This is a genomic window from Achromobacter xylosoxidans A8 (assembly GCF_000165835.1).
In the GTDB taxonomy this organism is placed as follows: domain Bacteria; phylum Pseudomonadota; class Gammaproteobacteria; order Burkholderiales; family Burkholderiaceae_B; genus Achromobacter; species Achromobacter xylosoxidans_B.
In genome coordinates this window covers 5,702,431-5,727,866 of sequence record NC_014640.1, presented here as the reverse complement: position 1 = coordinate 5,727,866, position 25,436 = coordinate 5,702,431, and the positions used below count along the sequence as shown (strand labels likewise).

Below are 25,436 nucleotides of genomic sequence, written 5' to 3'. Positions count from 1 at the left end.
AAACCAGCGTGGTTGTGACAAACATTAAGAAAAAACCGAAGTTTTTGCCTTGGCGAGCACGATCTGCACCAGCGGATGGTGCTGTCCGCGGCGGTTGCGGATGGCGTGGATTTCCTCGTGCACGTCGTCGCAGCGGGCCAGCGGGCGCAAGCCTCGCAGCACGCCGATGTCTCCGCCGCCCAGGCGGCTGAGCGGAAACACGCCCAGGCCGCGGGCCGCGAACACCGACATCAGGGCGCTGTCTTCGAATTCTCCCACCACATTGGGATAAATGCCTTGTTCGCCGAACCAGCGGTCCAGCGTCTGGCGCAGCACCGAATGGCCGGTGGGCAGCAGCACCGGCAGGCGCTCCAGGCAGCGCGGGAAATCCTGTGTGTCGGCCTTGCGCACCAGCTTGGCGGGGCCGTACCAGTCCACTGGCGAGGACACCAGGCGGTCGCTGGTGAGGCGCAGGTTGGGGTTGGCAGGCGCGCCCTGGCCGGCCAGCACCAGGTCCAGGTGGTGCTGGGCCAGTTCGCCCAGCAGTTCCTCGACCTCGCCTTCGTGGCAGGTCAGGCGCAGGTCCGGGGTGTGCAGCACCGGCCCCAGCAAAGCCTGTGCGGCCAGCTTGGAAATGCCGTCCGACAGGCCCACGGACAGGCGCATGACGGGCTTGGTGGCCGCCGCGCGGACCTCCTGGGGCAGCACTTGGCCGATCTGGAAGATCTCTTCGGCGCGGGCGAAGGCGGCTTCGCCGGCGTCGGTCAGCGCCACCCCGCGCCCGGCCGGCTTGAGCAACTGGTGGCCCAAGTTTTTTTCCAGTTCGCGCACTTGCGCGCTGATGGTCTGGATGGCCATGTCCAGCCTTTCGGCGGCGCGGGAAAACCCGCCTTCCTTGGCAACCATCCAGAAGTAATACAGGTGTCGGTAATTGAGCATGGCAGGAATCACTTCGGTTTTTTCGAACCTTAACTCACTTTCAGGCTGATTTCTCCATCTGCCCGGGATCCGGATCATGAGCCCCTTCGAACACAAGCGGGAACATCATGGACACCTTGCTCACCTTACTCTCCGCCGATTTCTTCGGCACACCGACCTGGAGCTGGCTGCTATTCATCGGCATCGTGGTCGCCTTGCTGGCCTTTGACCTGGGCGTGCTGCACAAGGAAGACCGCGAGATCGGCGTGCGCGAGAGCCTGCTGCTGTCCGCCGGCTACATCAGCGCGGCGCTGTTGTTCGGCGCCTGGGTCTGGTGGCAGATGGGTTCCGCCAGCGGCATGGCCTACTACACGGGCTTCATGATCGAGAAGTCGCTGTCGATGGACAACGTCTTCGTGATCGCGCTGATCTTCAGTTTCTTCGCGATTCCGCGCCAATACCAGCATCGCGTGCTGTTCTGGGGCATCCTCGGCGTGATCGTGCTGCGCGCCATCATGATAGGCCTGGGCGCGGCGCTGGTCAGCAACTTTGGCTGGCTGCTGTATCTGTTCGGCGCCTTCCTGGTGTTCACCGGCATCAAGATGTGGATGATCGCGGACCAGACGCCCGATATCGCGTCCAACCCGATCCTGAGGTTCCTGAAGCGCCGCATGCGCGTCACGGAAGGGCTGCGCGGCAACGCGTTCTGGGTGATGGAGACGGATCCCGCCACGTCGAAGAAGGTGCGCTGGGCCACGCCGTTGCTGCTGGCGCTGGTGTTGATCGAGTTCGTGGACCTGTTGTTCGCGGTGGACTCGGTGCCGGCGATCTTCGCCATTACCACCGATCCGTTCATTGTCTACACCAGCAACATCTTCGCCATCCTGGGCCTGCGCGCGCTGTACTTTGCACTGGCTGCGATGATCCACCGCTTCCACTACCTGAAGTACGCGCTGGCCCTGGTCCTGGTTTTCATCGGCACCAAGATCTTCCTGGTCGGCTTCATCGGCAAGGTGCCGGCGGTTGTATCGCTGTCGGTGACCTTCGGCCTGATCGCTGGCGGCGTGTTGTTCTCGCTGTGGAAAACCCGCTCGGACGCGTCCAAGCAGGAACTCGCGGCGGAATAAGCCTCGCGGTTTGACGCAAGACGCCCGCCATATCCGATGGATATGGCGGGCGCATTTTTTGGGATTTGTCGCGCCAGTGCGGCGGGCGTAGAGTGCTGGACAGTCCAAATGCCGCAAGGAGCCGTCATGACCAGCTGGTCCGCCAAACAGTATTCCGCCTTTGAAAACGAACGCACCCGCCCGGTGCGGGACCTGGTCGCTGCCTTGCCCAACCAGGACGTGAGGCGCGCGGTCGACCTGGGCTGCGGCCCGGGCAACTCCACCGAGGTGCTGGCAAGCCGCTATCCGGACGCCGAGGTCAGCGGCATGGACAGCTCGGAGGACATGCTCCAGTCGGCGAGAAAGCGCCTGCCGGGGATGCAATTCGAACTGGCCGACATCGCCACGTGGAATCCGCCCGGGACCTACGACGTGATCCTGGCGAACGCCGCGTTGCAATGGGTGCCGGACCACGCGACGCTGTATCCGCGCCTGGTCGGCAAGCTGGCCCCGGGCGGCAGCCTGGCGGTGCAGACGCCCGACAACCTGGAAGAGCCGGCCCACCGCCTGGCGCGCCAGGTGGCCGGCGAAGCGCCCTGGGCCGCCGCCATCGGCGGATTCAAGCATCCGCCGCGGCACAGCGCCGCCTGGTACTACGAACTGCTCAAGCCGCATTGCGGTCTGCTGGACGTGTGGCGCACGACTTATCACCATCCACTGGCGGGCGCGGCAGCCGTGGTGGAATGGTTCAAGGGCACGGCGCTGCGGCCTTACCTGGACCGGCTGGACGCGGCCGGGCAGGCCGGTTTCCTGGCCCGTTATCAGTCGCTGATCGAAGAAGCGTATCCGGCGCTGGCTGACGGCACGGTGCTGCTGCCGTTCCCGCGGCTGTTCATCATTGCGGGGCCGAAGCAGGGCTGAGATCCCCGGCAGGGGGCTCCCAGCCGCCGCCCAATGACCGGTACAGGTCCACCAGCACCAGCGACACCGCGGCCTGGGTCGAGACGCGCTCCTGGTCGCTGGCCAGCACTGCGTTCTGCGCGCTGAGCACATTCACGAAGTCCGACGCGCCCGCGGCATATTGGCGCTGCGCGTTGAGCAGAGCCTGGCGGGCGCTCTCGGAGGCGCGCTCCAGGCTGGCGCGAGTCAGCTGCTGCGCCTGATAGGCGGTCATGGCGTTGTCGACCTCGTGCCAGGCGTTCAGCACGGTTTTTTGATACAGCAGCGCCGCCTCTTGAGCCTGCGATTCGCGCAGCCTCAGCCTGCCTCGCAGCCGGCCGCCCTGGAAAATGGGAATCTGCAATGCGGGGCCGACGCCGAAGATGCCGGCGTTGTCGGTGTCCAGGTCCCGCAGCTGCAAGGCTTGCAGGCCAAGGTTGCCGGAGAGCGTGATGCGCGGATAGAAATCGCCCTCCGCTACGCCGACCGCGGCCACGGCCGCATGCAGATTGGCTTGCGCGCGCCGGATATCGGGCCGGCGCCCGGCCAGTTCGCTGGGCAGCCCGACGGGAACCTGCAGCGGGCCGCCTGGGATCGGCCCGATGGCCGCCAGGCGTTCCTGCAACGTGCCTGGCGGTTGCTCCAACAGCAGCGCCAGCGCATTCATCAACTGGTCGATGCGCAGCGCCAGCGGCGGCACCCGGGCCTCGATGGCGGCGGTCTGCGCATCGGCTTGCGACACGTCCAGTTCGGTGGCCACGCCTTCGCGCTGGCGCAAGCGGGTCAGCGCGAGGTTGTGCTCGGCGTTGGCGAGTGTCTTGCGCAGCACGTCCAGCTGGTTCTGCGCGCCGCGCAACAGGATGTAGTTGCGTGCCGTTTCGGCGCGGATGGCCAGCACCACGCCACGCTGCGCCTCCAGCGCCGCCTCGGATTGCGCGCCGGCCTGCTCGACTTCGCGCCGCACGCGGCCCCACAGGTCCAGTTCCCAGCTGGCGTCCATGCCGGCTTGCCACAGGTTGAACGAGGACTTGCCGCCGCGCCCCGAAGGGTCCGCCAGGCCGACCTCGCTGTTCTGGCCGCGCTTGTAGCTTGCGCCTGCGCCGATTCCAGGCAGGCCGTCGGCCTCGGTCACGCGCAGGGCGGCGCGGCTTTGCAGCAGGCGCTCGTGGGCGATGCGTATGTCCAGGTTGGCCCCGGTCGCTTCGGCGATCAGGGTGGTCAGGGTGGAATCGCCGAAGCTGTCCCACCACGACCTGTTCACCTCTTGCGGGACGGGGACGCTGCCGGCGGCGGACTCGTTGGCCATACGCCATTGCGCGGGCAACTGCGGTTGGGGAGCCTTAAAGTCGGGCCCCACGGCGCAGCCCGCCAATGCGGAAAGTGTGCAGGCCAGCGTGGCATGGATCAAGTGGCGCGCGGTCATTGCACGGACTCCTCTGCCGCCGCCCCGGTATCGACCACGGCTTCGACGGACATGCCGGCGCGCAGCGGCGGCGCGCCGTCGGCCGGCGCATCCAGCACGATCTTGACGGGCAGGCGCTGCGCCACCTTGGTGAAGTTGCCGGTGGCATTGCTGGGGACCACCGGCGAAAAGCTCAAGCCCGTTGCCGGCGCGATGCTCTGCACGCGGCCGTGCAGCGGCGTATCCGGATAGGCGTCGACCGTGATGATGGCGGGCTGGCCCGGGCGCATGCGGGTCAACTGCTTTTCGCGGAAGTTCGCCACCACATAGGCTTGCTGCAGCGGCACCACCGCGAGGATGGGCGTGCCGGGGCTGACATAGGCGCCCACGCGCAGCGAGCGCCTGCCCACGATACCGTCGATCGGGGAGACGACCTGGGTATGCGACAGATTGAGTTCGGCGCGGTCCTTCAGGGCCTGCGCGCGCAGCAGGCCGGCCTGCGCGGCCTCATGGTTGGCTTCCAGCACGTCGCGTTGCTTGCGCGCGGCCTGCAAGGTGGCCGTGTGTTCGGCCTGGCGCGCCTGCGCCATGTCCAGCCGGCTGCGCGCCTGTTCATAAGCCTGCTGCGTGCCGGCGCCCTCGCTGGCCAGCCTGCGGTGGCGCTGGGCTTCGCTTTCGGCATAGCGGATATCCGCCAGGTCGGCGCGCGTGACGGCGATGGCCTGGTCGATCACGGCCTGCTGGCGTTCCAGCGTTGCGGCCGCGTCCGACAGGCGCGCGCTGGCGACCGCGAGTTCGGCGCTTGCGGCCGCCAGCGCGGCCCGATGGTCGCGGTCGTCAATGCGCGCGAGCAGTTGGCCTTGCTTGACGGGCTGGTTGTCTTCGACCAGCACGGCGTCGATGAAGCCGGATACCTGCGGCGCGACGATGGTGTGATCGGCGACGACGGTGGCGTCGTCGGTGGATTCGGCGGCGCCGGTGGCGGACCATGACCAGCCTGCATAGGCCAGCAGGACCAGGGCGCCGAGGGCGCCGGCGCGGGGAAGGGGAGAAGTCAAGAGAGAGAAAGGCATGATATGGACTCGATTTCAGGCCGCGGCGCGCGGAGGGTAGATCCGGGTCGCGACGAAGGGGATCAGCAGGATGAGGAGCACGGCCACGCCGGCCATGCACAGATAGAGATCGGCCGAGGTCAGCACGGCGGCCTGCTCCTGGATGCGGCGTGACAGCGCTGCCGCGCTTTCGCCTGCAGTGCTCAGTGGGAAGTTGCCCAGTTGGTCGGCCAGCATGCTGGAGTGGTAATTGCGGCGCGACGTGGTCAGCGCGTCCAGCAGGCCGGTGGCGGCCACCGCGGCAAAGCCCTTGATGGTGTTGAACCAGGACGACGCCCAGGGGCCGTCCTGCGGCGCCAGGCCGCCGGTGGCCAGCATCAGCAGCGGGATCACGGCCATGGGCTGGGCGAAGATCTGCACGGCTTCGAGCAGGTAGAACTGCTCGCGCGACCAGACCGGCGTCAGTTGCGACCCGAGCAGGCAGGACAGCGCCAGCAGTCCCAGCCCTGCCGCCAGCACCCAGCGGCAATCCACCTGGCGCAGATTGCACAGCGCGGCGACCAGGGGCAGCGCAATCAGCTGCGGCAGGCCCATGGTCAACAACACCGGCGCCGTTTCCAGCGGGCGATAGCCGCGCAGTTGCGCCAGGAACGTCGACGGAATCAGGATCACGCCCAACAGCACGATCAGCACGCCGCCCAGCGTCAGCAAGGCATGGCTCAGATTGCGGTGGCGCAAGAGCTGGATCTTGAAGAACGGCAAGGGGTGGGACCATTCGTTGATCATGAACAGCACCATCAGCACGCTGCCGCCGCCCAGCAGCACGGAGATCAGCGGCGAGTTCAGCCAGTCCAGCCGGTCGCCCTGCAACAGGCCGATGACCAGCATGGATAGCGCCGGCGCGCCCAGCAGCAGGCCGCGCCAGTCGAACAGGTGCAGCCGTTCGAGCTTGAGCGGGTCCTGGGGCAAGCCGCGCCAGACGGCCCAGGCGGCGAGCGCCGCTGGGCCGACGATCAGCCAGAAGGCCCAGCGCCAGCCCAGCACCTCGGTGCAGAAGGCGGCCAGCGGTATGCCCAGGCTGGGGGCGAAGGTGGCGGTGAGGGCGTAGCCGCCCAGTCCGTAGAGCTTGATGCCTGGCGGCAGGAAACGCAGCGCCACTGTCATGAGCATGGGCGGCAGCGCGCCGCCCGCGAGCCCTTGCAGGGTGCGCAGGAGCAGCAGTACGGGCAGGTTGGGCGCAAACGGGCAGAGCGCGCCGAACAGCGCGAAGGCGGCCAGCGCCGCGACCGTGAAGCGGCGCAATGAAAACGTGACCGAGCACCAGGGCGCGAACGCCATGGCGCATACCGAGGCCGCGGCGTAGACGGCCACGAACCAGGTGCCCTGGTCGTAGCCGATGCCCAGCGCGCCGCGGATGTCCGGCAGCGCCATCTTGGTCACGTTTTCATTGAGCCCGGCGAGGATCACCGCCAGCAGCACGCCTAGCAATCCGGTCAGGATGCGCCAGCCGAAAGCCGCTGCGGCGGGCGGGGCGGGGGGAGCGGCGGCCGTCATGATCGTGGGCCGCTCCTGCCCGGGGATGAGGAAGACAACATGGAATAGCGTCCTTGGATAACCGGAGCTATTCAGTCTAGGTAGATGCGGGGGGCGGAAAAACCATGCCTGGATCAACCCACCCTTGCATGGGACGCAAGGGTGCGGGTGTCGCGGCGCCGGCGTGCAGGGAGGCTTGCGCGCGGCACAACCTTGGATTGCGCCGCGCGGGATTTATCCCGGCGGGCCGCCGAACGAATAATGCAGCACTCGTTAACCGCAGAGGATTTCATGAACACATTCCGACTCTCCATCCTGGCGCTGAGCATGGCGCTCGTTGGCGCCGCCGCGCATGCCGAAGGCAAGACCCGCGAACAGGTGCGCGCCGAATTGATGGAAGCCAAGGCCGCCGGCCTGGTGACTTATGGCGAACAGCAATACCCGGTGGATCTGCCTCATGTCAGCACCAAGACCCGCCAACAGGTGCGCGAAGAACTCGACGCCGCGCGCGCGGCGGGACTGGTCACGTACGGCGAGCAGGACTATCCGCCCGCGCTGCCGTCGCACTCGGACCAGACCCGCGACCAGACGGTCGCGGAACTGCGCGAGGCGCGCACGCGCGGCCTGATGAAATCGGGCGAACTGGATTACCCGCCCGTCGTCAATTGATTCCTTCCGCCTTGTCCGCGAAGTAGCGGGCAGGCGTCTTGCCCAAGGTCTTGCGGAACATGGTGATGAAGGCGCTGACGGACTCGTAGCCCAGGTCTTCCGCCGTGCGCTGCACCGACACGCCGGCGGACAGGCGCTGCAAGGCCTGGATGATGTGCATCTGCTGGCGCCAGCGGCCAAAGCTCATGCCGAGCTCCTGCCGGATCAGCCGCGCCAGCGTGCGCTCGCTCATCGCGACGCGGCGGCCCCATTGCGCCACCGTGCCGCGGTCGGCGGGATCGGCGTGCAGGGCGTCGGCGATCTCGCGCAGGCGCGGGTGTTCGGAAATGGGCAGGTGCAGTTGCTCGGCCGGCATGCGCGCCAATTGATCGACCAGCACCTCGGCCAGCTTGCGGTTGGGGGCCGTTGCCGTTTCCTCCGGGGGCAGGTCGGCTAGATAGGCCACCAGCTCGCGCACCAGCGACGAGATGGCCAGCGTGCAGCACTGCTCCGGCAGGCCCGGCGCGTCGGGCGGCACGAACAGGAAGCAGACGCGTCCGTTCTGCGTGACCCGGTTGCTGTGCGGCACGCCGCCAGGGATCCAGACGCCGCATTGCGGCGGCACCATCCACAGGCCCTGCGGCACCGAGCAGGTCACGCCGCCTTGCAGGGACAGCACCAGTTGGCCCATGGCGTGCCGGTGCGGTGGAGATTCCTGGTCGTTCTCGTCCGCATGCACGCGCATGGCATAGGTCCATTGCGAGCCGGTATCGGGATTGAAGAAGGGGGCAGGGTCGTCCAGGCGCTGCATCGAATGTGCTTTGACCGAATTTAGGGATAATTTGTCATTATCTCGAAATTCGGCGAGGACGGCGATGCTTAAGCTGACGGCATGAACTCGCATCCTCTCGCTTCCAAACACCCCGCCGCCAATCCCGTGTTGTTGATCGCGGGCATACTCTGCATGTCCATGGCGCTGCGCGCGCCCATTACCGGCGTGCCGCCGCTGACAGGTATGCTGCGCGAGCAGCTGGGGCTGAGCTCCATGGCCGCGGGCATGCTGATCACCTTGCCTTTGCTGGCCTTTGCCGTGGTGTCGCTGTTCGCCGCGGGCATGGCGCGCCGCCACGGCCTGGAGCGCAGCTTGTTTGCCGCCATGCTGCTGATCGCGGGGGGCATCCTGGTACGCACGCTGGGACCGGCCTGGAGCCTGTTCCTGGGTACCGCTGTCATCGGATCCGGCATCGCCATCGGCAATGTGCTGCTGCCCAGCCTGCTGAAGCGCGATTTTCCGCAGCAGCTTGCAAGCCTGACCTCGGCTTACGTGCTGACCATGAGCCTGGCCGCGGGCCTGGCGTCCGCTGTTGCCATACCGCTGGCGAACCTGTCCGACGCGACCTGGCGCTTTTCCACCGGCTGCCTGCTGCTGTTGCCGCTGGCCAGCGCTCTGCTGTGGCTGCCGCAACTGGCCAATCGCACCGCGCCCGCGGCATCCACGGCGCATGCGCCGCATGGACCCCGCCTGTGGCGCTCTGCGCTGGCGTGGCAGGTGACGCTGTTCCTGGGCATCAATTCATTCGTGTTCTATGTGGGCGTGAGCTGGCTGCCGGCCATCCTGCGCGACGTCGGCTATACGGCGGAACGCGCTGGTGCGCTGCATGGCCTGCTGCAGCTCATGTCGGCCGTCCCCGCGCTGTTCCTGGCCCCCGTGGTGCGGCGCCTGAAGGATCAGCGCGGCGCCGCCTTCTTCTCTGCCGCAGCCTCGTTCGTCGCGTTTGCTGGCCTGATCGCCGCGCCCGGCTGGGCGACGCTGTGGATCGTCCTGATGGGCCTGGGCACGGGCGGCGGCATTATCCTGGGCCTGGCATTCGTGGGCTTGCGCGCCAGCCATGCGCAGCAGGCGGCGGCGCTGTCGGGCATGGCGCAATGCGTCGGCTACCTGTTCGCCGCCAGCGGACCGGCGCTGGTGGGCACGCTGCACGACGCGCAAGGTGACTGGGCCGTGGCGCTGGGCCTGTGCGCGGCCTTATGCCTGGCGATGGCGGCTGTCGGCCTCTATGCGGGCCGCGCCATCCAGATCGGCCAATACCGCGACGCCGCGCTCAAGCCTGTCCGGCCCGGCTTTTCCACAAGCGCACCAGCGGCTCGGGCGCGTCGGTCTCCGGCACGTCGAAGCTGATGTCCGCCACGTCGTCGCCTTCGTAGATGACCTCCACGTGGAAATAGCGCTGGTCGCCGCCGGTTTCAGCACAGCGCGGGACGGCGACTGGAGCGGAACGTTGCAGGGCGTCGCAGACTTCCTGCCGCAGGTCCGGCGGGCAGGTGACGAGGTCGATGCTGCGCGGTTGCGCCAGCGCGGGCACATAGGCCAGTCCGCCTTCGCGGGTCAGGCGCACCAGCATCGCAAGGTCCAGGGAGGGCAGTTCGATCATGTCTGGACTCCCACGCCGGCCCAGGCCCGCGCGACGGCATCGCGCACGGCTGGACCATGGCGTTCCGCCGCTACCGCCAGCGTCAGTTTCGCGAACTGCGCGAAGTCGGCGTCGTGGCGCAGGCGCTTGTCGCACAGCGCGTCGTACCAGACGCGGCCCGCGCCGGCCCAGGCGGGGCCTTCCAGTGCGGTGGCCGCCAGGTAGAAGGCGCGGTTGGGAATGCCGGAGTTGATGTGCACGCCGCCGTTGTCGTTGGGCGTGTCCACGTAATCGCGCATGTGGGCGGGCTGCGGGTCCTTGCCCAGCAGGGGGTCATCATAGGCGCTGCCAGGCTCGGCCATGGAACGCAGCGCGCGGGCGCGGATCTTGGGCATGAACAGACCGGCGCCCACCAGCCAATCGGCCTGGCGCGCGTCCTGTCCCAAGGTGTATTGCTTGACCAGCGCGCCGAACACGTCGCACAGGGATTCGTTCAGCGCGCCGGACTGGCTCTGGTACAGCAGGGCGGCCTCGGCATCGATCACGCCATGCGTGAGCTCGTGGCCGATGATGTCCACCGCGACCGTGAAGCGGTTGAACACTTCGCCGTCGCCATCGCCGAACACCATTTGCGCGCCGTTCCAGAAGGCGTTGTCGTAGTCTTCGCCGTAATGCACGGTGCCGACCAGCGGCAGTCCCTGGCCGTCGATGGAGTGGCGCTCGTAGATGTCCCAGAACAGCTTGTAGGTCGATCCCAGGTGTTCATAGGCTTCGTCCACGGCCGCGTCGCCGCTGGCGCGGGCGCCTTCGGCGCGCACCAGCTTGCCGGGCAAAGTGGTGGTGTTGGCCGCATCGTGCACGGCGCGCTGGGGCGTGCCGGCAGGCGCCGCCTTTTTCGGGCGGGCGGGCTTGGCGCGTGGCGGCTGCACCGCCATTTCGCGCAGGCTGCGCTGCTGCTGGTCGATGATCAGCGTCTTGACCGCGGGCATGCTGACCCGCGAGTCGGCGTGCTGCGCCAGTCGATCCAGCATGTAGGGGGGGATCACACCGATCAAGGGCGCGGATTCGGAAGGACGTGGCATGCGCGGTCTCCGTCGTGGACGCCGGGCCAGGGCCGCGGCGCGAGGCCATTCAACGGTAGCAGATAGGTCTGGCGCAGGGACGTAACAGTGTGCGGCCTGATGCTAGGAACTATGGACGCCGCGGCGCGGCAGCCGGCGCGCGTTCACGCCTAATTGAACACGCCCGTGAGTACGTCCGCCACGACGGCAGTGGCGATGGCGACGAGGATCAGGTCGCTGCCCGCGACGCGCCATTCGTATCCGGGATGCACGGGCAGGCGCGCCAGCATGGGGCCGGGCACCATCTTCTTGGCGATCCCCGGAGGCAGGGGCTTGCCGCGCGCCAGATTCTTGCGTATGCCCGGGGGCAGCGAGCCGTAGCCGGTAGCGCCCGCCTGCACGGCGTAGCTGCGCGCGGTGGAAACGGTGATGCCGGCGGTGCTGAGCGTGACGCTGACGCCGTTGTCCTGGCTCTGTTGGCCCTTGTTCTTGCCATTGCCGTTGCCCTGGCCGGCATGGTCCGGCTTGCCCTTGCCTTCGGGCGGCGCGGCATGCGCCGGCGCACCGAGCGCGACGGCACAGGCAAAGATGGCCACGATCATCGAACGTTTGCGGCGCATGGTTTCGGCTCCTGCTATGTAGAGGAGCCTAGCGTAGCGCCGTCATTGGGCAAGCGCTACTTTCGCCGGCGGATTCAATCGCAACAATCGCCACAATTCATTTGATCTTCCACTCGCGATAGAATCCCCTGCTTATTTTCCGGGGGGGAACGCACGATGAGGTATTTCCTGATCTTGGTTGGGGCGGCCGTGGTCGCCTATCTGCTGGCGCGCGGCATCGCCGCCGTGCTCTCGGACCGTAAACGTTCAAAATCAGAAAGGGATTCGAAGTGAAGCCGACAGATATCCAGATGGTCAAGACGATTGGTGCTGTAAAGCCGCGCGGTATCAAGATCGCGGTGATTACGGCGGTGTTGTTTGTGCTGATCCTGTTCCTGGCGTTCGATTCCTGGTTCCAGGTCGATCAGGGCGAGCGTGGCGTGGTGCTGCGCAACGGCAAGCTGGTGCGCGTGTCGGAACCGGGCCTGGATTTCAAGACCCCGTTCATCGACAACGTGATGACGGTGTCGGTGCGCGACCACACGTTCGTGTTTGAAAAACTGGAAGCCTACAGCTATGACCAGCAGCCGGCCACGCTGCGCGTGTCGGTGACCTACCGTGTGCCGCCCGAGCACGTGGCCGAGCTGTATTCGGAGTACGGCACCATCAGCAATCTGCAGATGCGCGTGCTGGAACGCAAGACGCCGGATTCGGTGAAGAACGTGTTCGGCCAGTACACCGCGGTGCGCGCCATCCAGGAGCGCCAGAAGCTGGGCCAGGACGTGAACTCGGCCGTGCTCAAGACGATGGAAGGCGCGCCGGTGCAGGTGGTGGGCGTGCAGATCGAGGAAGTCGGCTTCTCGCAGGCCTATGAACACTCGATCGAACAGCGCATGCTGGCGCAGGTGCAGATCGAGACGACCCGCCAGCAAAAGGAAACGGCGATGATCACGGCCGAGATCCAGGTGGTCAAGGCCAAGGCGGAAGCCGACGCGCGCCGCCAGCAGTTCACGGCCGAGGCCGACGGCATCCGCATGCGCGGCGACGCCGAAGCGGCCGCGATCCGCGCCAAGGCCGAGGCCCTGGCCGCCAACACCAATCTGGTGAGCCTGAACGCGGTGGAAAAGTGGGACGGCGTGCTGCCGGCCACGCAGGTTCCGGGCTCGGCGCTGCCGTTTATCGGCATCAAGTAGGCGCGGCGGGCGAGGGCTGCGCAGGCTCCGGCGGCGCAGCCTGCCGCCGGCGCGCGTAGTCCATGAGACTGTCGCCCGACAAAGCCTTGCTGTAGTACCACCCCTGCACGATGATTTCGGCGGGGGATGCCAGCGCCTTCAGCTGCTGGTCTGTTTCCACGCCTTCCACCACGATCTGCAGGTTCAGCGCTTCGCAAAAGCGCAGCAGGCCGTTCAGGACCAGCGCGCCCCTGTCGCTGTCTTGCGCCACGACGAAGCTGCGGTCGATCTTGACCGCGTCGATCTCGAACTGGTGCAGATAGCCCAAGGCCGAATAGCCGGTGCCGAAGTCGTCGATGTAGACCCGCGCGCCTATCGCGTGCAGGCGGTCGAAGGCGGTGTGCAGCGCCTGGGTATCCTCCACCAGCGCGTCTTCGGTCAGCTCCACCGAGATCTGCCCGCTGGCCTGCGCCAGCACCTTGATCAGCTTTTCCAGGTAGTCGCCGGACGTCAGCGTGCCAGCCGTGACGTTGATGGTCATCGGCAAGGCGAAGTCGCGCTTGCGCCATTGCAGGCATTGCTGCACGGCCTGCCTGGCCACCCATAGATCCACTTCCCGCATCAGGTCCGCCTGTGCGAGCCAGCGCAGGAACTCCACCGGCGTCTGCCGCGCGCCGTCGGGGCCGGTGGCGCGCAACAGGGCTTCGCAGCCGGTGCACAGTCCGCTGCGCAATGACACTTGCGGCTGGAATTCCAGATGGAAATCGTATTGGCTGATGGTGCGAATACGGCTGTTCTCGGCGTTGCGGCGCGCGCGGTCGGCGTAGGTCTGCACCACCGGATCGTGCGCGTACAGCAGCGATTCCTCTTGCAGCCGGGTGAAGGTGGTATCCAGCGATTTGAAGTAGACGGTGGCGCTTTCCTGGCGCTGACGTTCCAGCGCGACCACATAGGGCGCATACAGGCACACGCCTATCGCCACCAGCGTGAGCTGTAGCGCCACCCCGCCCAGATGGCCGCCAGCGGCGACATAGGCGTTGAACAGCACCGGCGAGGTCAGGGGCAGGGTGGTCGTCGCGGAGGGCAGCCAGCCTAGCTGCACCACGGCCAGCGCGAGGATGGCGTTGGTCACCGGCGCCAGGATGAACGGCACCAGCAGGCGCGGATTCAGGATCAGGGGCAGGCCGAACAGCAGGATTTCGTTCACGTTCAGGAGCGCCACCGGCAGGCTGGCCAGCGCCAGCACGCGCAGGGATTCGCTGCGCGCGAACAGCAGCATGGCCACCACCAGCGACAGCGTCGCGCCCGCGCCGCCGATGAAGACGAAAGCGCCCAGCAGCGTGCTGTTCAGGGCATACATGCCTTCGTAGCCGGCGGACTGGCTGGCGGAGTTCAGCATGGCCGCCTGGTCCATCACGCTCATCAGGGGGGCGAGGGCGTGGTAGCCGTGTATGCCGAAGAACCACAGCAGGGAGTTCAATCCCGCCATCAGGGCGCCCGAGGTGAACGGGCTGTCCAGCGATGCCAGGCTCAAGGGGATGTTGAATTGCGCCACGGCGGGGATCTGCAGCGCGGCGGACAGCGCCAGCACGACCAGGCTGGCCGTCAGCAGGCCGGGCACGACCATGTTCAGCGTGTCGCGGACGTTTTCAGTGATCAGCCCGTCCGGCGCCAGTTGGGTCCAGCGGCGGCGGTGCAGCCAGGCCATCAATGGCACGGTCAGCAGGGGCGAAACAATGGCGATGAAGAGCACCAGGGTGGCGGCCGCCTGGGGATAGGGCGCCATCAGGCCCTCGGCGATCATCACGTAGGACAGGCACAGGAATGCGGTCGGCAGATGCGGCACGCGGTGGCGGAACGACAGCATGTAGCCGATGGAGGTGCCCGCCAGGATCGGCATGATGCCTGAGAGCTTGTCGTGGACGCCGGTCAGCAGGTCCACCACGGAGGCGGGCAGCCCCAGTTGGCGGGCGACGACCGACAGCACCAGGAACAGCGCCGTGATCAGCAGGCAGGGCAGGGTCCAGAGCAGGCCTTCGCGTATGGCGCGCAAGCCGCTGGCGCCCGCCAGCGCGGCCAGCCGATCTTTTGGATAACGCATCAGGGCCAGTTTCGGCATGGCGGTTCGCCCCAGAGTCCGTGCAAGCGAAGATCGCCGCTCCCGTGTTTGTAAGAATATTTTGCTACATCCTAGCCCCGGCTTTCCATGTTTAGCAATCGGCACCTATCAGAATGTCAGGGATTCCCCTCTATCAAGAATTGCAAAGCGGGCGCAAGGTGGCAGCACGGGCGCGAAGGGCCGCTATACGATCAAGGGGCTCGCCCGGTGCGCGGGACAACAAGCTTCAGATTGAGGAGACATGGATGTCTCAGTTGGATTGGACGTCCGGCGATACCAAGCCGGACCGGCAGGGATACTACGAAACGCGGTACGACACCGGATGCACTGCCATCACGCTGTACAGCGTGCTGGGCTGGATGCCAGTGAAGACGCCGGGCAACATGGTCAGCTGGCGGCCCTTGCCGCCCGCCGTCGAGAAGCAAGAGGCCGAACGCCACATACAGGAACTGCGGGAGGCGCAGAGCCACATCCCGATGGATTACTAGCGGGGCGAGCCGGGGATGCTAGCAAGAGTCTTGGCACGTAGTTGCGATAATGAGAATTATTTGTAAAATTCGCGGCGTCGCCATCTTCGCTGTCCGATCGGTTCATGTCCCGCTCTCCTCCGCCCCGCACCGGCTGGCTCGCCTACTATGACGAGCTGGTTGGGGTATGGAGCCGGCGGGTCGGCAACAGGCATGACGCGGAGGACGCGGCGCACGATGCCATCGAACGCCTGCTGAAGGCGGACGCCAGCGTCGCGTTGAAGGCGCGCAGCTACTTGTTCCAGGCTGCCGGGCATCGCTTGATCGACCGCTGGCGCCGCCAGGAACGGACCGAGCATGTGCCGCTGGACCTGCTGGACGAAGCCGACCAGCCTGCCTGGACCGACCCGGAATCCCCGGTGCGCGCGTCGCGCCTGGCCGATGACCTGGCCCAAGTCCTGGCAGAATTGCCGCCCAAGTGCCGTGAAGCCTTCGTCCTGAATCGCATCGAAGGCTGGACGCAGGCCGAGGTGGCTCAGCATATGGGCCTGTCCAAGAACATGATCGAACGCTACGTCATGCGGGCGATCGAATTCGTGCGCGACCGCATGCGTGAACACAATCCATGACGATGCCTTCCCCCCATGACCCCGGCGAGCAGCGCGAGGCGGATACTGCGGCGCAGTGGTTCGCCCGCTGGCATTCGGGCGAACTGACGCGCCGCCAGCGACGCGACTTTGCCCGGTGGCGGCGCGACCACTCCGAGGCCGCGCGCGAATTCGACCGCATGCAGCAGTTGGGGCGGGCGGCTGCCGGACTGTCCCGCGATCAAGTCCGGACGCTGCTCGGAGGGGAGGTCCCGCCGCGACCCAGGCCGCAGCGCCAGGGCCGTCTTGCGCTGCGCTTTGCCGCGGGCTGTGCGGCCTTGGGCGCAGCCGCGCTGGTGGCTTGGTGGAGCCTGCCGGTAGAGGTGCCGGCGTACACCGCAACGCTCAGCGCGGAACGCGGCGAACGCCGCCAGGTGACGCTGCCTGATGGTTCCATGCTGGAGATCAATGGCGCCACGCGCGCCGACGTAAGGCTTTATGCGGAACGGCGGGAAGTGGCGCTGGACCGTGGCGAGATCCTGTTCACCGTCAGTGCCGATGCGGCCCGTCCATTCATCGTGCGGGCTGGCAGCGGCGTGGTCCGCGTGACCGGTACGGTCTTCGATGTGCGGCGCGATGAAGAGCAGGTGGCGGTGCTGGTGGCGTCCGGCACGGTGGAGGTGTCGGGCGGCCGCTGGTGGAACATGGGCCATGCCGTGCTGCGAGGGGGGGACGGCATCCGTGTGCCGGGCAGCGGCGCGATCGGCGTGCCTGCGCCCGCCGATGTCCAGAGCGCGATCGCCTGGCGCGAAGGGCGGGTGGTGTACAAGAACGCGCCGCTGGCCGAGGTGGTGCGGGATATGAACCGCTACTTGTCCACGCCATTGCGGCTGGCGGACGACAAGGTGGGGCGCTTGAGGGTGTCGGCGTCATTCAGCCTGGATCGCCCTGAAGCCCTGGTCGACGCCTTGCCGGCGGTGGCGCCTGTAAAGCTGACGCCGGGCCCGGACGGCACCCTCGACATCAGCGCCAGGTAGGTCCTGCGCCACGGTTACAAAATAAATGAGAATGGGATTCAGGTTTATCTTGGGCTGATTCGTTCTACGAAGGAAGGCGGCAGCCGCCGCGTTTCCATTTCGGGAAACGTTCCCCGTATCGTCGAACAGAACAGCAGGTACTTGTGACTATTCCAGCAGCCCGGCATTTCCCCGTGGCCACGCGTTTCGCGTGCGCGTCTCCCCGTTTCATGCTTTCTTCCTTGGTGTTGGCCTTGAGCCTGGCGACGGCAGGTGCGCCCGCGAGCGCGTGGGCCCAGGCGCCTGCCGTGTCGATCGATATCGCGGCACAGCCGCTGGGAGATGCCTTGATGCAATGGGCGGCGCAAACCAAGGTGCGTGTCTTCTACGCGCCCGAGGTGGTGGCCGGAGTCAGCAGCAAGGGCCTGCGCGGCAGGCTGGATCCGGAGGAGGCGTTGCGCAGCCTGCTGCAGGGTTCGGGCGTGACCTACCGCTGGCAGGGCGACAGCATCATCCTGTCGCGCGATGGCGGCGTGGCCAGCCTGGCGCCGGTCACGGTGCTGGGCAGCATGGATCCGGCGATGACCGAAGGCACCGGTTCCTATACGACGCCGGCTTCGGCCGCAGCCACCGGGCTGACCCTGTCCTTGCGCGAAACCCCGCAGTCCGTCAGCGTCGTGACGCGTCAGCGCATCGATGACCAGAACCTGCGCTCGCTGGACGAGGTGATGGGCAATGTGGTTGGCGTGCAGGTGGTCAGCGAAGATACCGATCGCACCGATTTCTGGTCGCGCGGCTTCTACATCGACAGCCTGCAGTACGACGGCGTACCCACCACCATCGGCCTGTCGATGTATGGCGAATCCGACAATGATTCGTTCATCTACGACCGCATCGAAGTCGTGCGCGGCGCCACCGGGCTGATGACCGGTGCGGGCAACCCGGGCGCTTCCATCAACCTGGTGCGCAAACATGCCAACAGCCGCGAATTCACCGGGATGGTCAGCGCCGGTGCGGGTTCGTGGAATCAATACCGGGGCACGGTGGACATGTCCACGCCCTTGAACCAGGAAGGCACCGTGCGTGCGCGCATGGTGGCGCTGTATCAGGGGCGCGATTCCTATATCGACCTTTATCATGCGAACAAGAAGGTGTTCTACGGTGTCATCGATGCCGATCTGACGCCATCGACCCGGCTGAGCGTGGGGGCGGATTATCAGGACAAGCGTCCACGCGGATCCACCTGGGGCAGCCTGCCCGTGGTGTTCAGCGACGGCACGCCGACCGACTGGCGGCGTTCCAAGACCACGGCGGCGGACTGGACGTACTGGCACACGACCAATCAGACGGTGTTCGCCACGCTGGAGCATCGCTTCGCCAACGATTGGGAAGTCAAGGCCGACTGGTCGCAGCGTAAAAGCAAGTACGACGCCAAGCTCCTGTACCTGTACGGCGATCTGGATCAGGCAACGGGAACTGGCCTGGCGGCACTGCCGGGGTACTGGAATTCCTACGCGCAACAAACCTCGCTGGACTTGCAGGCCACGGGGCCGTTCAGCCTGCTTGGCCGCAAGCATGAACTGGTGGTGGGCGCCATGCGCAGCCGCTACGGCGAGGACTTCTACCGTTATGGTTTCGACCGCGCTTCGCTGGCGGACACCGGCAACTTCTACGAGTGGGACGGATCGTACGCGCAGCCGACCTGGACCGAGGCCAGCCTGCGCGATACGGTCACGCACCAGCGCGGCGTCTATGCCGCGGCGCGGTGGTCGTTGACCGACAACCTGACCGCCATAACCGGCGGCCGCTACGCGACCTGGGAATCGAAGTCGCCCACGCGCGATCAAAAGGACTCCCAGTTCATTCCATACGCTGGCCTGGTGGTCGACCTGAACGACACCTACTCTGCCTACGCCAGCTATACCGACATCTTCCAGCCGCAGGACAATCGCGACAGCAGCGGCAACTATCTGGACCCGGTGCAGGGTCAGAACTACGAGGTGGGCCTGAAGGGCGAATACCTGGACGGCAGGTTGAATGCGTCCGTTGCGCTGTTCAAGGTCAAGCAAAGCAAGGTGGCGGTGCTGGACGGCGACAAGCTGGTGCCAGGCACGCCGGATCAAGCCTACACGACCGCCGATGGCGTCACCACCAAGGGCATCGAGCTGGAAGTGAGCGGACAACTGGCGCAGGGCTGGAATGCCTATGCCGGCGGCACCTACTACACCAGCCGCGACGCGCAGGGCGTATCGGTCAATCCCGAGCGTCCGCGCGCGGTGGCCAGGTTGTTTACGACTTACCGACTGCCGGGGGAATGGAGCCGTCTGACGGTGGGCGGCGGCGTCAACTGGCAACTGTCGAGCTATTCCGAAGTCAGCGCTGGCGACAACATGGTCACGGTCAAGCAGAAGGCCTACGCGATCTACAACCTGATGGCGCGCTACGACTTCAATTCACGCCTGTCCGCGCAGATGAACCTGAACAATCTGTTCGACAGGAAGTACTACCTGGGCGGCGTGGGCAACCAGGTCTATTACGGCGAACCCAGAAGCGTGTTCGTCAACCTGACTGCCAAGTTCTGATTGTGCAGCGCGCGCCGGGGCGGGCCCGGCGCGGCTTGCGGCGTGCCGCCGCGGGCTTCCAGCCATGGTTCTTGTAAAGAGGCCGAAGATAATTATAATTGCGAATCATTTTCATTAAGTGGGAACGTCTGGCCGCGACGCCCGGGCGCACCATCATGCCATCCTCTACCTTCGCTCCTCGTGCCGAGGTGCAATCGGTCTATCAGGCTCACCATCAATGGTTGCGCAGCGTGCTGCAACGCAAGCTGGGCAATGTGTCCGACGCGGCCGACGTGGCGCACGACACGTTTGAACGGCTGATCCGCGCCGACCTTCGCGAACCGCTGAACGAACCGCGCGCCTATCTGCGCACCATCGCCACGCGCCTGCTGATCGGCCGGGCCAGGCGGGCCGCGCTGGAAGCGGCCTATGCCGAATCGGTGGCGTTGCAGCCGGTGGCGGTGGAACCCTCGGTCGAAGCACGCGCCCTGATCCTGGAAGCCCTGGAACAGGTTTGCGAACTGCTCGACAGCCTGCCCATGAACAGCCGCCGGATCTTCCTGATGGCGCAGGTGGACGGCATGTCCTATGCCGAAATCGGCGAGCGGCTGGGCTTGACGCCCAACGCCGTGCAGAAGTCCCTGGCCCGCGCGCTGGTGCATTGCTACACGGCCGTCTACGGTTGAGGCCGGGCCGGATGGAAAACGCCAAGCTGCTGCGGCCGCATGCGCCGGAAGCGGGAACCGTCGATCCCAAGATCGTTCGCCAGGCCGCCGACTGGTGGTCGCGGCTGCGCGAGGACGTGACCGACGAAGACCGCAGGCGTTTTGAAAACTGGCGCCTTGCGCAGCCCGCGCACGAGCTGGCCTGGCAACGGCTGAACGCCTTGACGCGCGATGTGGCGGCGGGCGTTGCTGGAGCCGGCGGCGAGGTGGCCGCGCGCACGCTGCGGCAAGCGCCGTTGATCCAGTCGCGCCGCAACGCCATCCGTTGGATGGTGTCGGCGGCCGGCCTGGGCCTGGGTGGCTGGGGCGTGAGCCAAAGCGGCGCCGTGCGTGCGCTGTCGGCAGATATGCGGACCGGCACCGGCGAGCGGCGCGCCGTGACGCTGCCGGACGGCACGCTGCTGGAACTGAACACTGCCAGCGCGGTGGACCTGCGCTACACGGCGAGCCGGCGCGAACTTGTCCTGCTGGAAGGCGAGATCCAGGTGACTACCGGGCGCGATCCGCTGGGCCGGCCTTTCACGGTGCGCACGCGTGCCGGCATGCTGACGCCGGTGGGCACGCGTTTCGTGGTGCGCGGTCTGGAAGATGGCCGCATCCGGGTGGCGGTGCTGGAAGGCGCGGTGGACGTGCGCGGCCTGGATCCGAACGACTTGCCGCGGCGGGTGCCGGCCGGCGCGCAGGCGGAGTTCTCGGCTGCTGGCGGCTTTGCCGCCGGGCCTCTGGAAGCGGCTAGCTCGGCGTGGCTGGACGGAATGCTGATCGCCGACGAGATGCCGCTATCGGACTTTCTGCGCGAACTGGGACGTTATCGTCCGGGCCGCTTGAGCTGTTCGGGCGAGGCGGCCGGCCTGCGCGTAGTGGGGGCGTTTCCGCTGGCGGACAGCGACCAGGTGCTGGCCATGCTGCAGGAAGTCCTGCCGGTGCGCGTGCGCCGCTATACCCGCTACTGGGTCACGGTGGGACTGGCGTGATTCGTGCGCGGCCGGACTATTGTGTAACAGCGGCGGCGGATATCCCGATCTCGCGCTTCATGTAAAGAATGCAGCCGGTCTTCAGGCTGCGCCGATTCTTCATGAGCCAGGGAACCCATTCATGTCTTCTCGTCTAGTCCGCGCCGCGGCCCTCGTCCGCCTTCCCTTGCCGCGCACGGCCTTGAGCGCCGCGCTGCGCTGCGCCCTGCCTGGCGTGATGGCCGTCGCCTTGTGGCCGGCGGCCGCGTTTGCCCAGGCGCCGGCGTCCGGACAGCGCGTCGTTGCCTTCAGTATCGAAGCAGGCCCGCTAGGCGCGGCGCTGGGCGCGTTCGGCGTGCAGGCCGGCGTCATGGTGGCATCCGATCCCGCGTTGACGGCGGGCGCGGCGACGGGGGGCGTGACGGGTTCCTATGCTGTCCACACGGCGCTGCAGCGCCTGCTGGCAGGTACCGGGCTGGAAGCCGTGGCGCGCCCCGAGGGCGGCTATCGCCTGCGACAAGCGGCGGCGGCGGGGGCGGCCGCGACCTTGGCGCCGGTCACGGTGACGGGCAGCTACGCCACCACCACGGATGGCACGGGCTCCTACACTTCGCCGGCCGTCACCATCGGCAAGACGGCGCAGGCCTTGAAAGACATTCCGCAATCCATCACTGTGCTGACCCGGCAGCGCATGGATGACCAGGACATGGTCAGCCTGCCGGACGCGGTGAACAACACCACCGGCATGGTGGGCGTGCAGGGCGTGGGTCCCGGGGTGGCGATCAACGCCCGCGGCTTCCCCGTGGACCTGCTGCAATACGATGGCGTGTCCTTGCTGCGCAACAGCTACAGCCTGGGCAACTGGGAGCAGGACTCGCTGGTGTTCTATGACCGCGTGGAAATCCTGCGCGGCGCCGCCGGCCTGTTGCAGGGGGCGGGCAGCCCGGGCGGCGCGATCAACCTGGTGCGCAAGCGCGGCGGGGCGGAGCCTGCGGTGGTGGTAACGGCCAAGGCCGGCTCCTGGGATCACTACGGCCTGCAGTTGGACGCGGGCAGTCCCTTGAACGAATCGGGCACCTTGCGCGGCCGCGTGGTGCTGGATGAAGATCAAAGCCATTCCTACATCGACTATGTGTGGGAAAAGACGCGCAACCTGTATGCCGCGCTGGACTATGACATCAGCGATGACACCACGGTAGGCATCGGGATCAGCAACCGCTACAGCCGCTCGCGGCCGATGTTCGTGGGCTATCCCCGCTACGCGGACGGAGGCGATATCGACCTGCCGCGTTCGACCTTTACGGGTTCGACCTGGAACCGGGCGAAGAACGACCAGACCATTTTTTACGCCGACCTGGCGCACCGCTTCAACGACGCATGGCGCTTCAAGATGGTCGGCGTCGCCATGAATGAAAAGAACACGACCGTGCATCAGCGCGTCGCGGATGCCGTGCAGCCGGACGGCAGCGGGCTGTCCTATGGCGATTTCGGCGTGGACTTCCACAGCAAGCAGCGCGGGCTGGACATGTCGGTCAGCGGCGACTTCACCGCCCTGGGGATGAAGCAAGAGGTCGTGGTCGGCGCCAACTATTCCAAGCTGACCACGCAGGACCGGTTCACGCGCGTCTGGCAGGATGGCGGCAATATCTTCGATATCGACCACCATCGTCCGTGGCAGGACATCGACACCATTGCCCAGGCCAGCGGCTATGACTCGCGAAGCGCCTACGACATCCGCCAGAAGGGCATTTACGGCACCTGGCGCGTCAAGCCCACTGAATCCCTGGCGCTGATTGGCGGCGGGCGCGTCGGCTGGTACGACTACACCTACAGCGGCGGCGGCAGCGCCACCACGTCCAGCACCTCGGGACGTTTCATTCCCTACGCCGGCCTGGTGTACTCGCTGAGCGACAACTGGTCGGCCTATGCCAGCTACACAACGGTGTTCGAACCGCAGACCGAGCGCAGCGTAGCGGGCAGCCTGCTCAAGCCCATCGAGGGCAACAACTACGAAATCGGCGTCAAGGGCGAACTCGCGGAGGGCCGCGTCAATACGCTGCTGGCGTTGTTCCGCTACGACCACAAGAACCGCGCGGTCAACGACTACGACGCTGGCTTTGCGTGCGATGGCTGGTATTGCTCGCGCGCGGCGGGCAAGGTGCGCAGTCAGGGCCTGGAGGCCGAGGTCTCGGGCGAAGTCGTCAAGGGCCTGGAGCTGTATGCCGGCTATACCTACAACACCACCAAGTATCTGGACGACCCCGACAACCAGGGCAAGGTCTTCAATACCTGGACGCCCAAGCATATGCTGCGCCTGTGGGCCAACTACAGGCTGCCGGGCTCGTTAAACCGCCTGAGCGTGGGCGCCGGCGTCAACACGCAGACGCATACGATCAGTTCGGACCGCAAGTTCACCATGGCCGGATTCTCGATCTGGAATGCGCGGCTGGGTTATCAGGCCACGCCGGAACTGAGCATCGGGCTGAACCTTAACAATGTGTTCGACAAGAAGTACTACGTGCCTTCGTACAACACGCTCAGCAGCAACAATTACTACGGCGAGCCCCGCAACGTGATGCTGACGCTGCGCTACGCGCCCAAGCTGTAGGCGGCCATGGCGCCCGGGGTGGGCGAGGCCGGGCGCGTACATACGATAGAATATGAATGGTTCCTATTTACATTCTATTGCCAGGTGCGCCTTGCCCACGCCCGATTCCCCGCCCGCCGATCCCGTCGCGAAGCTCTATCGTGACCATCACGGCTGGCTGTCGGTCTGGCTGCGCAAGAAGTTGGGCAATTCCTTCGACGCGGCGGACCTGGCCCACGATACCTTCGTGCGCTTGATGGCCGGGCGGCGCCGGACGGAAGCCGGCGCCGAACCGCGCGCGCTGCTGACCCATATCGCGAAGGGCTTGGTGGTGGACCACTGGCGCCGCCGCGCGCTGGAAGAGGCCTATCTGGCCGCCGTCGCGCAACTGCCCGAGCAGGAAGCGCCTTCGCCGGAGGCGCGCGCCTTGATCCTGGAGACCCTGGGCGCCATCGACGCCGCGCTGCGCAAGCTGTCGGCCAAAACCCGCGAGATCTTCCTGCTGTCGCAATTCGAGGGCATGGGCTATGACGCGATCGCGCAGGGCCTGGGCGTGTCGCTATCCACCGTCAAGCGCCATATGCAGGCAGCGCTGACCGCTTGCCTGATCGCCAGCCAGACCGACCTGTGATCGATCCTGCCATCCTGAAGGAAGCGGCCGGCTGGCTGGTGCGCTTTCAATCCGAGACCTTGTCGCCATCGGACCGAGAGGCGTTCGAGCGCTGGCGCGCACGCAGCGCTGCGCATGCCGCCGCCTGGCAGCGGGCCGAGGACATGTTGCGCGGCTTCGGGCAGGTCCCGCCGAGGATCGCCGGCGAGACCTTGCGGCGGCTGGATCGTCCGGGACGCCGGCAGGCGCTGCGGGCGCTGGCCGGCCTGCTGGTGCTGGGGCCGGCGGCCTGGCTGGGTGGACGCGAGTTGCCCTGGCGGGAATGGAGCGCGGATGCGCGCACCGCGACCGGCGAGCAGCGCCGCATGGAACTGGCCGACGGCACGCAGCTGGTGCTCAACACCGCCAGTGCGGTGGACATCGACTACACCGCGCAACAGCGCACGCTGTGGCTGCGGGCAGGCGAAATCCTGCTGACCACGGGCCGCGATACACCGCAGCTGCAGCGGCCCTTTGTGGTCCAGACCGCGCAGGGAGCAATCCGCGCGCTGGGCACGCGCTTCATGGTGCGCGACGAAGGGAGCGTTGTGCGCGTGGCGGTGTTCGAGGGAGCGGTGGAGATCCGGCCCATGTCGGCAGGAGGCAGCGCCACGGTGCTGCCGGCCGGACAGCAGACCGTCTTCAATGGGCGCGAGGTGCAGGCCCAGGCGGCGGTGGACGCGACGGCGGCATCCTGGGAGCAAGGCATGCTGGCCGCGCGCAACTGGCGGCTGGCGGACCTAGTGGATGAACTGGGGCGGTATCGGCGAGGCGTGCTGCGCTGCGATCCGGCGGTGGCGGGGCTGCGGGTGTCGGGGGCTTTTCCCTTGAACGACATCGATGCCAGCTTGCGGCTGCTGGAAAAAACCCTGCCCGTGAGGGTGAGCCGGATCACGCCGTACTGGACGACGGTTGCTCCGCGCGCCGGCGTTACAAACTAATCGCGAATGGG

General features: G+C 66.6%; 23 protein-coding genes. 14 read left to right on the top strand and 9 right to left on the bottom strand.

Annotated elements, in window-relative coordinates:
- Positions 1–24 precede the first annotated feature (24 nt).
- The gene (locus tag AXYL_RS26485; protein ID WP_041656179.1) at positions 25–918 is read right to left on the bottom strand and encodes a LysR family transcriptional regulator; all 894 of its coding nucleotides are present in this window, start codon (positions 916–918) and stop codon (positions 25–27) included.
- 107 nt (positions 919–1,025) lie between these two features.
- Here AXYL_RS26485 and AXYL_RS26480 point away from each other — a divergent pair, with 107 nt between their 5' ends.
- Together AXYL_RS26480 and tam are read left to right on the top strand one after the other, a co-directional pair.
- Positions 1,026–2,024, top strand: a complete 999-nt coding sequence (locus AXYL_RS26480) for a TerC family protein (RefSeq protein WP_013395953.1) — start codon at positions 1,026–1,028, stop codon at positions 2,022–2,024.
- 126 nt (positions 2,025–2,150) lie between these two features.
- Complete coding sequence (tam, locus tag AXYL_RS26475) at positions 2,151–2,924, top strand: trans-aconitate 2-methyltransferase (RefSeq protein WP_013395952.1); 774 nt, start codon at positions 2,151–2,153, stop codon at positions 2,922–2,924.
- On the opposite strand, the gene AXYL_RS26470 is transcribed toward tam, so the two are convergent.
- The 3 genes from AXYL_RS26470 to AXYL_RS26460 are packed head-to-tail and all read right to left on the bottom strand — an operon-like array spanning position 2,899 to position 6,950.
- Positions 2,899–4,365, bottom strand: a complete 1,467-nt coding sequence (locus tag AXYL_RS26470; protein WP_013395951.1) for an efflux transporter outer membrane subunit — start codon at positions 4,363–4,365, stop codon at positions 2,899–2,901. The two genes, tam and AXYL_RS26470, sit on opposite strands and share 26 nt — an antisense overlap.
- Complete coding sequence (locus AXYL_RS26465; RefSeq protein ID WP_013395950.1) at positions 4,362–5,417, bottom strand: HlyD family secretion protein; 1,056 nt, start codon at positions 5,415–5,417, stop codon at positions 4,362–4,364. Before AXYL_RS26465 ends, AXYL_RS26470 begins: the two co-directional genes overlap by 4 nt.
- A 15-nt stretch (positions 5,418–5,432) precedes the next feature.
- Positions 5,433–6,950, bottom strand: coding sequence for an MFS transporter (locus AXYL_RS26460; protein WP_013395949.1), 1,518 nt, complete (start codon positions 6,948–6,950; stop codon positions 5,433–5,435).
- A gap of 270 nt (positions 6,951–7,220) precedes the next feature.
- On the opposite strand from AXYL_RS26460, the gene AXYL_RS26455 reads away from it, so the two are divergent.
- The gene (locus AXYL_RS26455) at positions 7,221–7,598 is read left to right on the top strand and encodes a DUF4148 domain-containing protein (protein WP_013395948.1); all 378 of its coding nucleotides are present in this window, start codon (positions 7,221–7,223) and stop codon (positions 7,596–7,598) included.
- Here AXYL_RS26455 and AXYL_RS26450 read toward each other — a convergent pair.
- Positions 7,591–8,388, bottom strand: coding sequence for an AraC family transcriptional regulator (locus AXYL_RS26450; RefSeq protein WP_013395947.1), 798 nt, complete (start codon positions 8,386–8,388; stop codon positions 7,591–7,593). The genes AXYL_RS26455 and AXYL_RS26450 overlap by 8 nt on opposite strands.
- 81 nt (positions 8,389–8,469) lie before the next feature.
- On the opposite strand from AXYL_RS26450, the gene AXYL_RS26445 reads away from it, so the two are divergent.
- Entirely contained in the window at positions 8,470–9,756 is a 1,287-nt protein-coding gene (locus AXYL_RS26445) for an MFS transporter (protein WP_013395946.1), read from the top strand.
- Here AXYL_RS26445 and AXYL_RS26440 read toward each other — a convergent pair.
- The 3 genes from AXYL_RS26440 to AXYL_RS26430 all read right to left on the bottom strand — a co-directional run bounded on the left by AXYL_RS26440 (position 9,680) and on the right by AXYL_RS26430 (position 11,669).
- Positions 9,680–10,009, bottom strand: a complete 330-nt coding sequence (locus AXYL_RS26440) for a protealysin inhibitor emfourin (protein ID WP_013395945.1) — start codon at positions 10,007–10,009, stop codon at positions 9,680–9,682. The genes AXYL_RS26445 and AXYL_RS26440 overlap by 77 nt on opposite strands.
- Positions 10,006–11,070, bottom strand: coding sequence for a M4 family metallopeptidase (locus AXYL_RS26435; RefSeq protein WP_013395944.1), 1,065 nt, complete (start codon positions 11,068–11,070; stop codon positions 10,006–10,008). Before AXYL_RS26435 ends, AXYL_RS26440 begins: the two co-directional genes overlap by 4 nt.
- 149 nt (positions 11,071–11,219) lie before the next feature.
- On the bottom strand, positions 11,220–11,669 hold the full coding sequence (locus AXYL_RS26430; protein WP_013395943.1) for an anti-virulence regulator CigR family protein: 450 nt from the start codon (positions 11,667–11,669) through the stop codon (positions 11,220–11,222).
- A 290-nt stretch (positions 11,670–11,959) separates the two neighbouring features.
- On the opposite strand from AXYL_RS26430, the gene AXYL_RS26425 reads away from it, so the two are divergent.
- A complete protein-coding gene (locus AXYL_RS26425; protein WP_041654296.1) occupies positions 11,960–12,841 on the top strand; it encodes a prohibitin family protein in 882 nt (293 codons plus the stop codon).
- Here the strand turns inward: AXYL_RS26425 and AXYL_RS26420 are convergent.
- The gene (locus tag AXYL_RS26420; protein ID WP_013395940.1) at positions 12,834–14,939 is read right to left on the bottom strand and encodes a PTS sugar transporter subunit IIC/EAL domain-containing protein; all 2,106 of its coding nucleotides are present in this window, start codon (positions 14,937–14,939) and stop codon (positions 12,834–12,836) included. The genes AXYL_RS26425 and AXYL_RS26420 overlap by 8 nt on opposite strands.
- 245 nt (positions 14,940–15,184) lie before the next feature.
- On the opposite strand from AXYL_RS26420, the gene AXYL_RS26415 reads away from it, so the two are divergent.
- From AXYL_RS26415 to AXYL_RS26375, 9 genes are all read left to right on the top strand, one after another.
- On the top strand, positions 15,185–15,427 hold the full coding sequence (locus AXYL_RS26415; protein WP_013395939.1) for a hypothetical protein: 243 nt from the start codon (positions 15,185–15,187) through the stop codon (positions 15,425–15,427).
- A gap of 104 nt (positions 15,428–15,531) precedes the next feature.
- Positions 15,532–16,035 (top strand): RNA polymerase sigma factor, encoded by a 504-nt coding sequence (locus AXYL_RS26410; RefSeq protein ID WP_013395938.1) that lies wholly within the window; start codon positions 15,532–15,534, stop codon positions 16,033–16,035.
- On the top strand, positions 16,032–17,030 hold the full coding sequence (locus tag AXYL_RS26405; protein ID WP_013395937.1) for a FecR family protein: 999 nt from the start codon (positions 16,032–16,034) through the stop codon (positions 17,028–17,030). Before AXYL_RS26410 ends, AXYL_RS26405 begins: the two co-directional genes overlap by 4 nt.
- A gap of 287 nt (positions 17,031–17,317) precedes the next feature.
- Positions 17,318–19,591, top strand: coding sequence for a ferric-rhodotorulic acid/ferric-coprogen receptor FhuE (fhuE, locus tag AXYL_RS26400; RefSeq protein WP_237709939.1), 2,274 nt, complete (start codon positions 17,318–17,320; stop codon positions 19,589–19,591).
- 155 nt (positions 19,592–19,746) lie between these two features.
- Entirely contained in the window at positions 19,747–20,256 is a 510-nt protein-coding gene (locus AXYL_RS26395; RefSeq protein ID WP_013395935.1) for a sigma-70 family RNA polymerase sigma factor, read from the top strand.
- 11 nt (positions 20,257–20,267) lie between these two features.
- Positions 20,268–21,269 carry a FecR domain-containing protein gene (locus AXYL_RS26390; RefSeq protein WP_013395934.1) on the top strand — a complete coding sequence of 334 codons (1,002 nt, stop codon included), beginning with the start codon at positions 20,268–20,270 and terminating at the stop codon, positions 21,267–21,269.
- 121 nt (positions 21,270–21,390) lie between these two features.
- On the top strand, positions 21,391–23,856 hold the full coding sequence (locus AXYL_RS26385; RefSeq protein ID WP_013395933.1) for a TonB-dependent siderophore receptor: 2,466 nt from the start codon (positions 21,391–21,393) through the stop codon (positions 23,854–23,856).
- Between the two features lie 91 nt (positions 23,857–23,947).
- Positions 23,948–24,466: a sigma-70 family RNA polymerase sigma factor gene (locus tag AXYL_RS26380; protein ID WP_041654293.1), complete on the top strand. Its 519-nt coding sequence runs from the start codon at positions 23,948–23,950 to the stop codon at positions 24,464–24,466.
- Positions 24,463–25,425, top strand: a complete 963-nt coding sequence (locus tag AXYL_RS26375) for a FecR domain-containing protein (RefSeq protein ID WP_013395931.1) — start codon at positions 24,463–24,465, stop codon at positions 25,423–25,425. Before AXYL_RS26380 ends, AXYL_RS26375 begins: the two co-directional genes overlap by 4 nt.
- The last annotated feature ends 11 nt before the right edge of the window (positions 25,426–25,436 follow it).

Excerpts from the sequence above, each read along its gene's own strand:
- AXYL_RS26440 (WP_013395945.1), bottom strand. The coding sequence starts at position 10,009 with ATGATCGAACTGCCCTCCCTGGACCTTGCGATGCTGGTGCGCCTGACC.
- tam (WP_013395952.1), top strand. The coding sequence starts at position 2,151 with ATGACCAGCTGGTCCGCCAAACAGTATTCCGCCTTTGAAAACGAACGC.
- AXYL_RS26485 (WP_041656179.1), bottom strand. The coding sequence starts at position 918 with ATGCTCAATTACCGACACCTGTATTACTTCTGGATGGTTGCCAAGGAA.
- AXYL_RS26410 (WP_013395938.1), top strand. The coding sequence starts at position 15,532 with ATGTCCCGCTCTCCTCCGCCCCGCACCGGCTGGCTCGCCTACTATGAC.
- AXYL_RS26425 (WP_041654296.1), top strand. The coding sequence starts at position 11,960 with ATGGTCAAGACGATTGGTGCTGTAAAGCCGCGCGGTATCAAGATCGCG.
- AXYL_RS26415 (WP_013395939.1), top strand. The coding sequence starts at position 15,185 with ATGTCTCAGTTGGATTGGACGTCCGGCGATACCAAGCCGGACCGGCAG.
- AXYL_RS26385 (WP_013395933.1), top strand. The coding sequence starts at position 21,391 with ATGTCTTCTCGTCTAGTCCGCGCCGCGGCCCTCGTCCGCCTTCCCTTG.
- AXYL_RS26465 (WP_013395950.1), bottom strand. The coding sequence starts at position 5,417 with ATGCCTTTCTCTCTCTTGACTTCTCCCCTTCCCCGCGCCGGCGCCCTC.
- AXYL_RS26435 (WP_013395944.1), bottom strand. The coding sequence starts at position 11,070 with ATGCCACGTCCTTCCGAATCCGCGCCCTTGATCGGTGTGATCCCCCCC.
- AXYL_RS26395 (WP_013395935.1), top strand. The coding sequence starts at position 19,747 with ATGCCATCCTCTACCTTCGCTCCTCGTGCCGAGGTGCAATCGGTCTAT.
- AXYL_RS26430 (WP_013395943.1), bottom strand. The coding sequence starts at position 11,669 with ATGCGCCGCAAACGTTCGATGATCGTGGCCATCTTTGCCTGTGCCGTC.
- AXYL_RS26480 (WP_013395953.1), top strand. The coding sequence starts at position 1,026 with ATGGACACCTTGCTCACCTTACTCTCCGCCGATTTCTTCGGCACACCG.
- AXYL_RS26390 (WP_013395934.1), top strand. The coding sequence starts at position 20,268 with ATGGAAAACGCCAAGCTGCTGCGGCCGCATGCGCCGGAAGCGGGAACC.
- AXYL_RS26445 (WP_013395946.1), top strand. The coding sequence starts at position 8,470 with ATGAACTCGCATCCTCTCGCTTCCAAACACCCCGCCGCCAATCCCGTG.
- AXYL_RS26455 (WP_013395948.1), top strand. The coding sequence starts at position 7,221 with ATGAACACATTCCGACTCTCCATCCTGGCGCTGAGCATGGCGCTCGTT.
- AXYL_RS26420 (WP_013395940.1), bottom strand. The coding sequence starts at position 14,939 with ATGCCGAAACTGGCCCTGATGCGTTATCCAAAAGATCGGCTGGCCGCG.
- AXYL_RS26450 (WP_013395947.1), bottom strand. The coding sequence starts at position 8,388 with ATGCAGCGCCTGGACGACCCTGCCCCCTTCTTCAATCCCGATACCGGC.
- AXYL_RS26470 (WP_013395951.1), bottom strand. The coding sequence starts at position 4,365 with ATGACCGCGCGCCACTTGATCCATGCCACGCTGGCCTGCACACTTTCC.
- AXYL_RS26405 (WP_013395937.1), top strand. The coding sequence starts at position 16,032 with ATGACGATGCCTTCCCCCCATGACCCCGGCGAGCAGCGCGAGGCGGAT.
- AXYL_RS26460 (WP_013395949.1), bottom strand. The coding sequence starts at position 6,950 with ATGACGGCCGCCGCTCCCCCCGCCCCGCCCGCCGCAGCGGCTTTCGGC.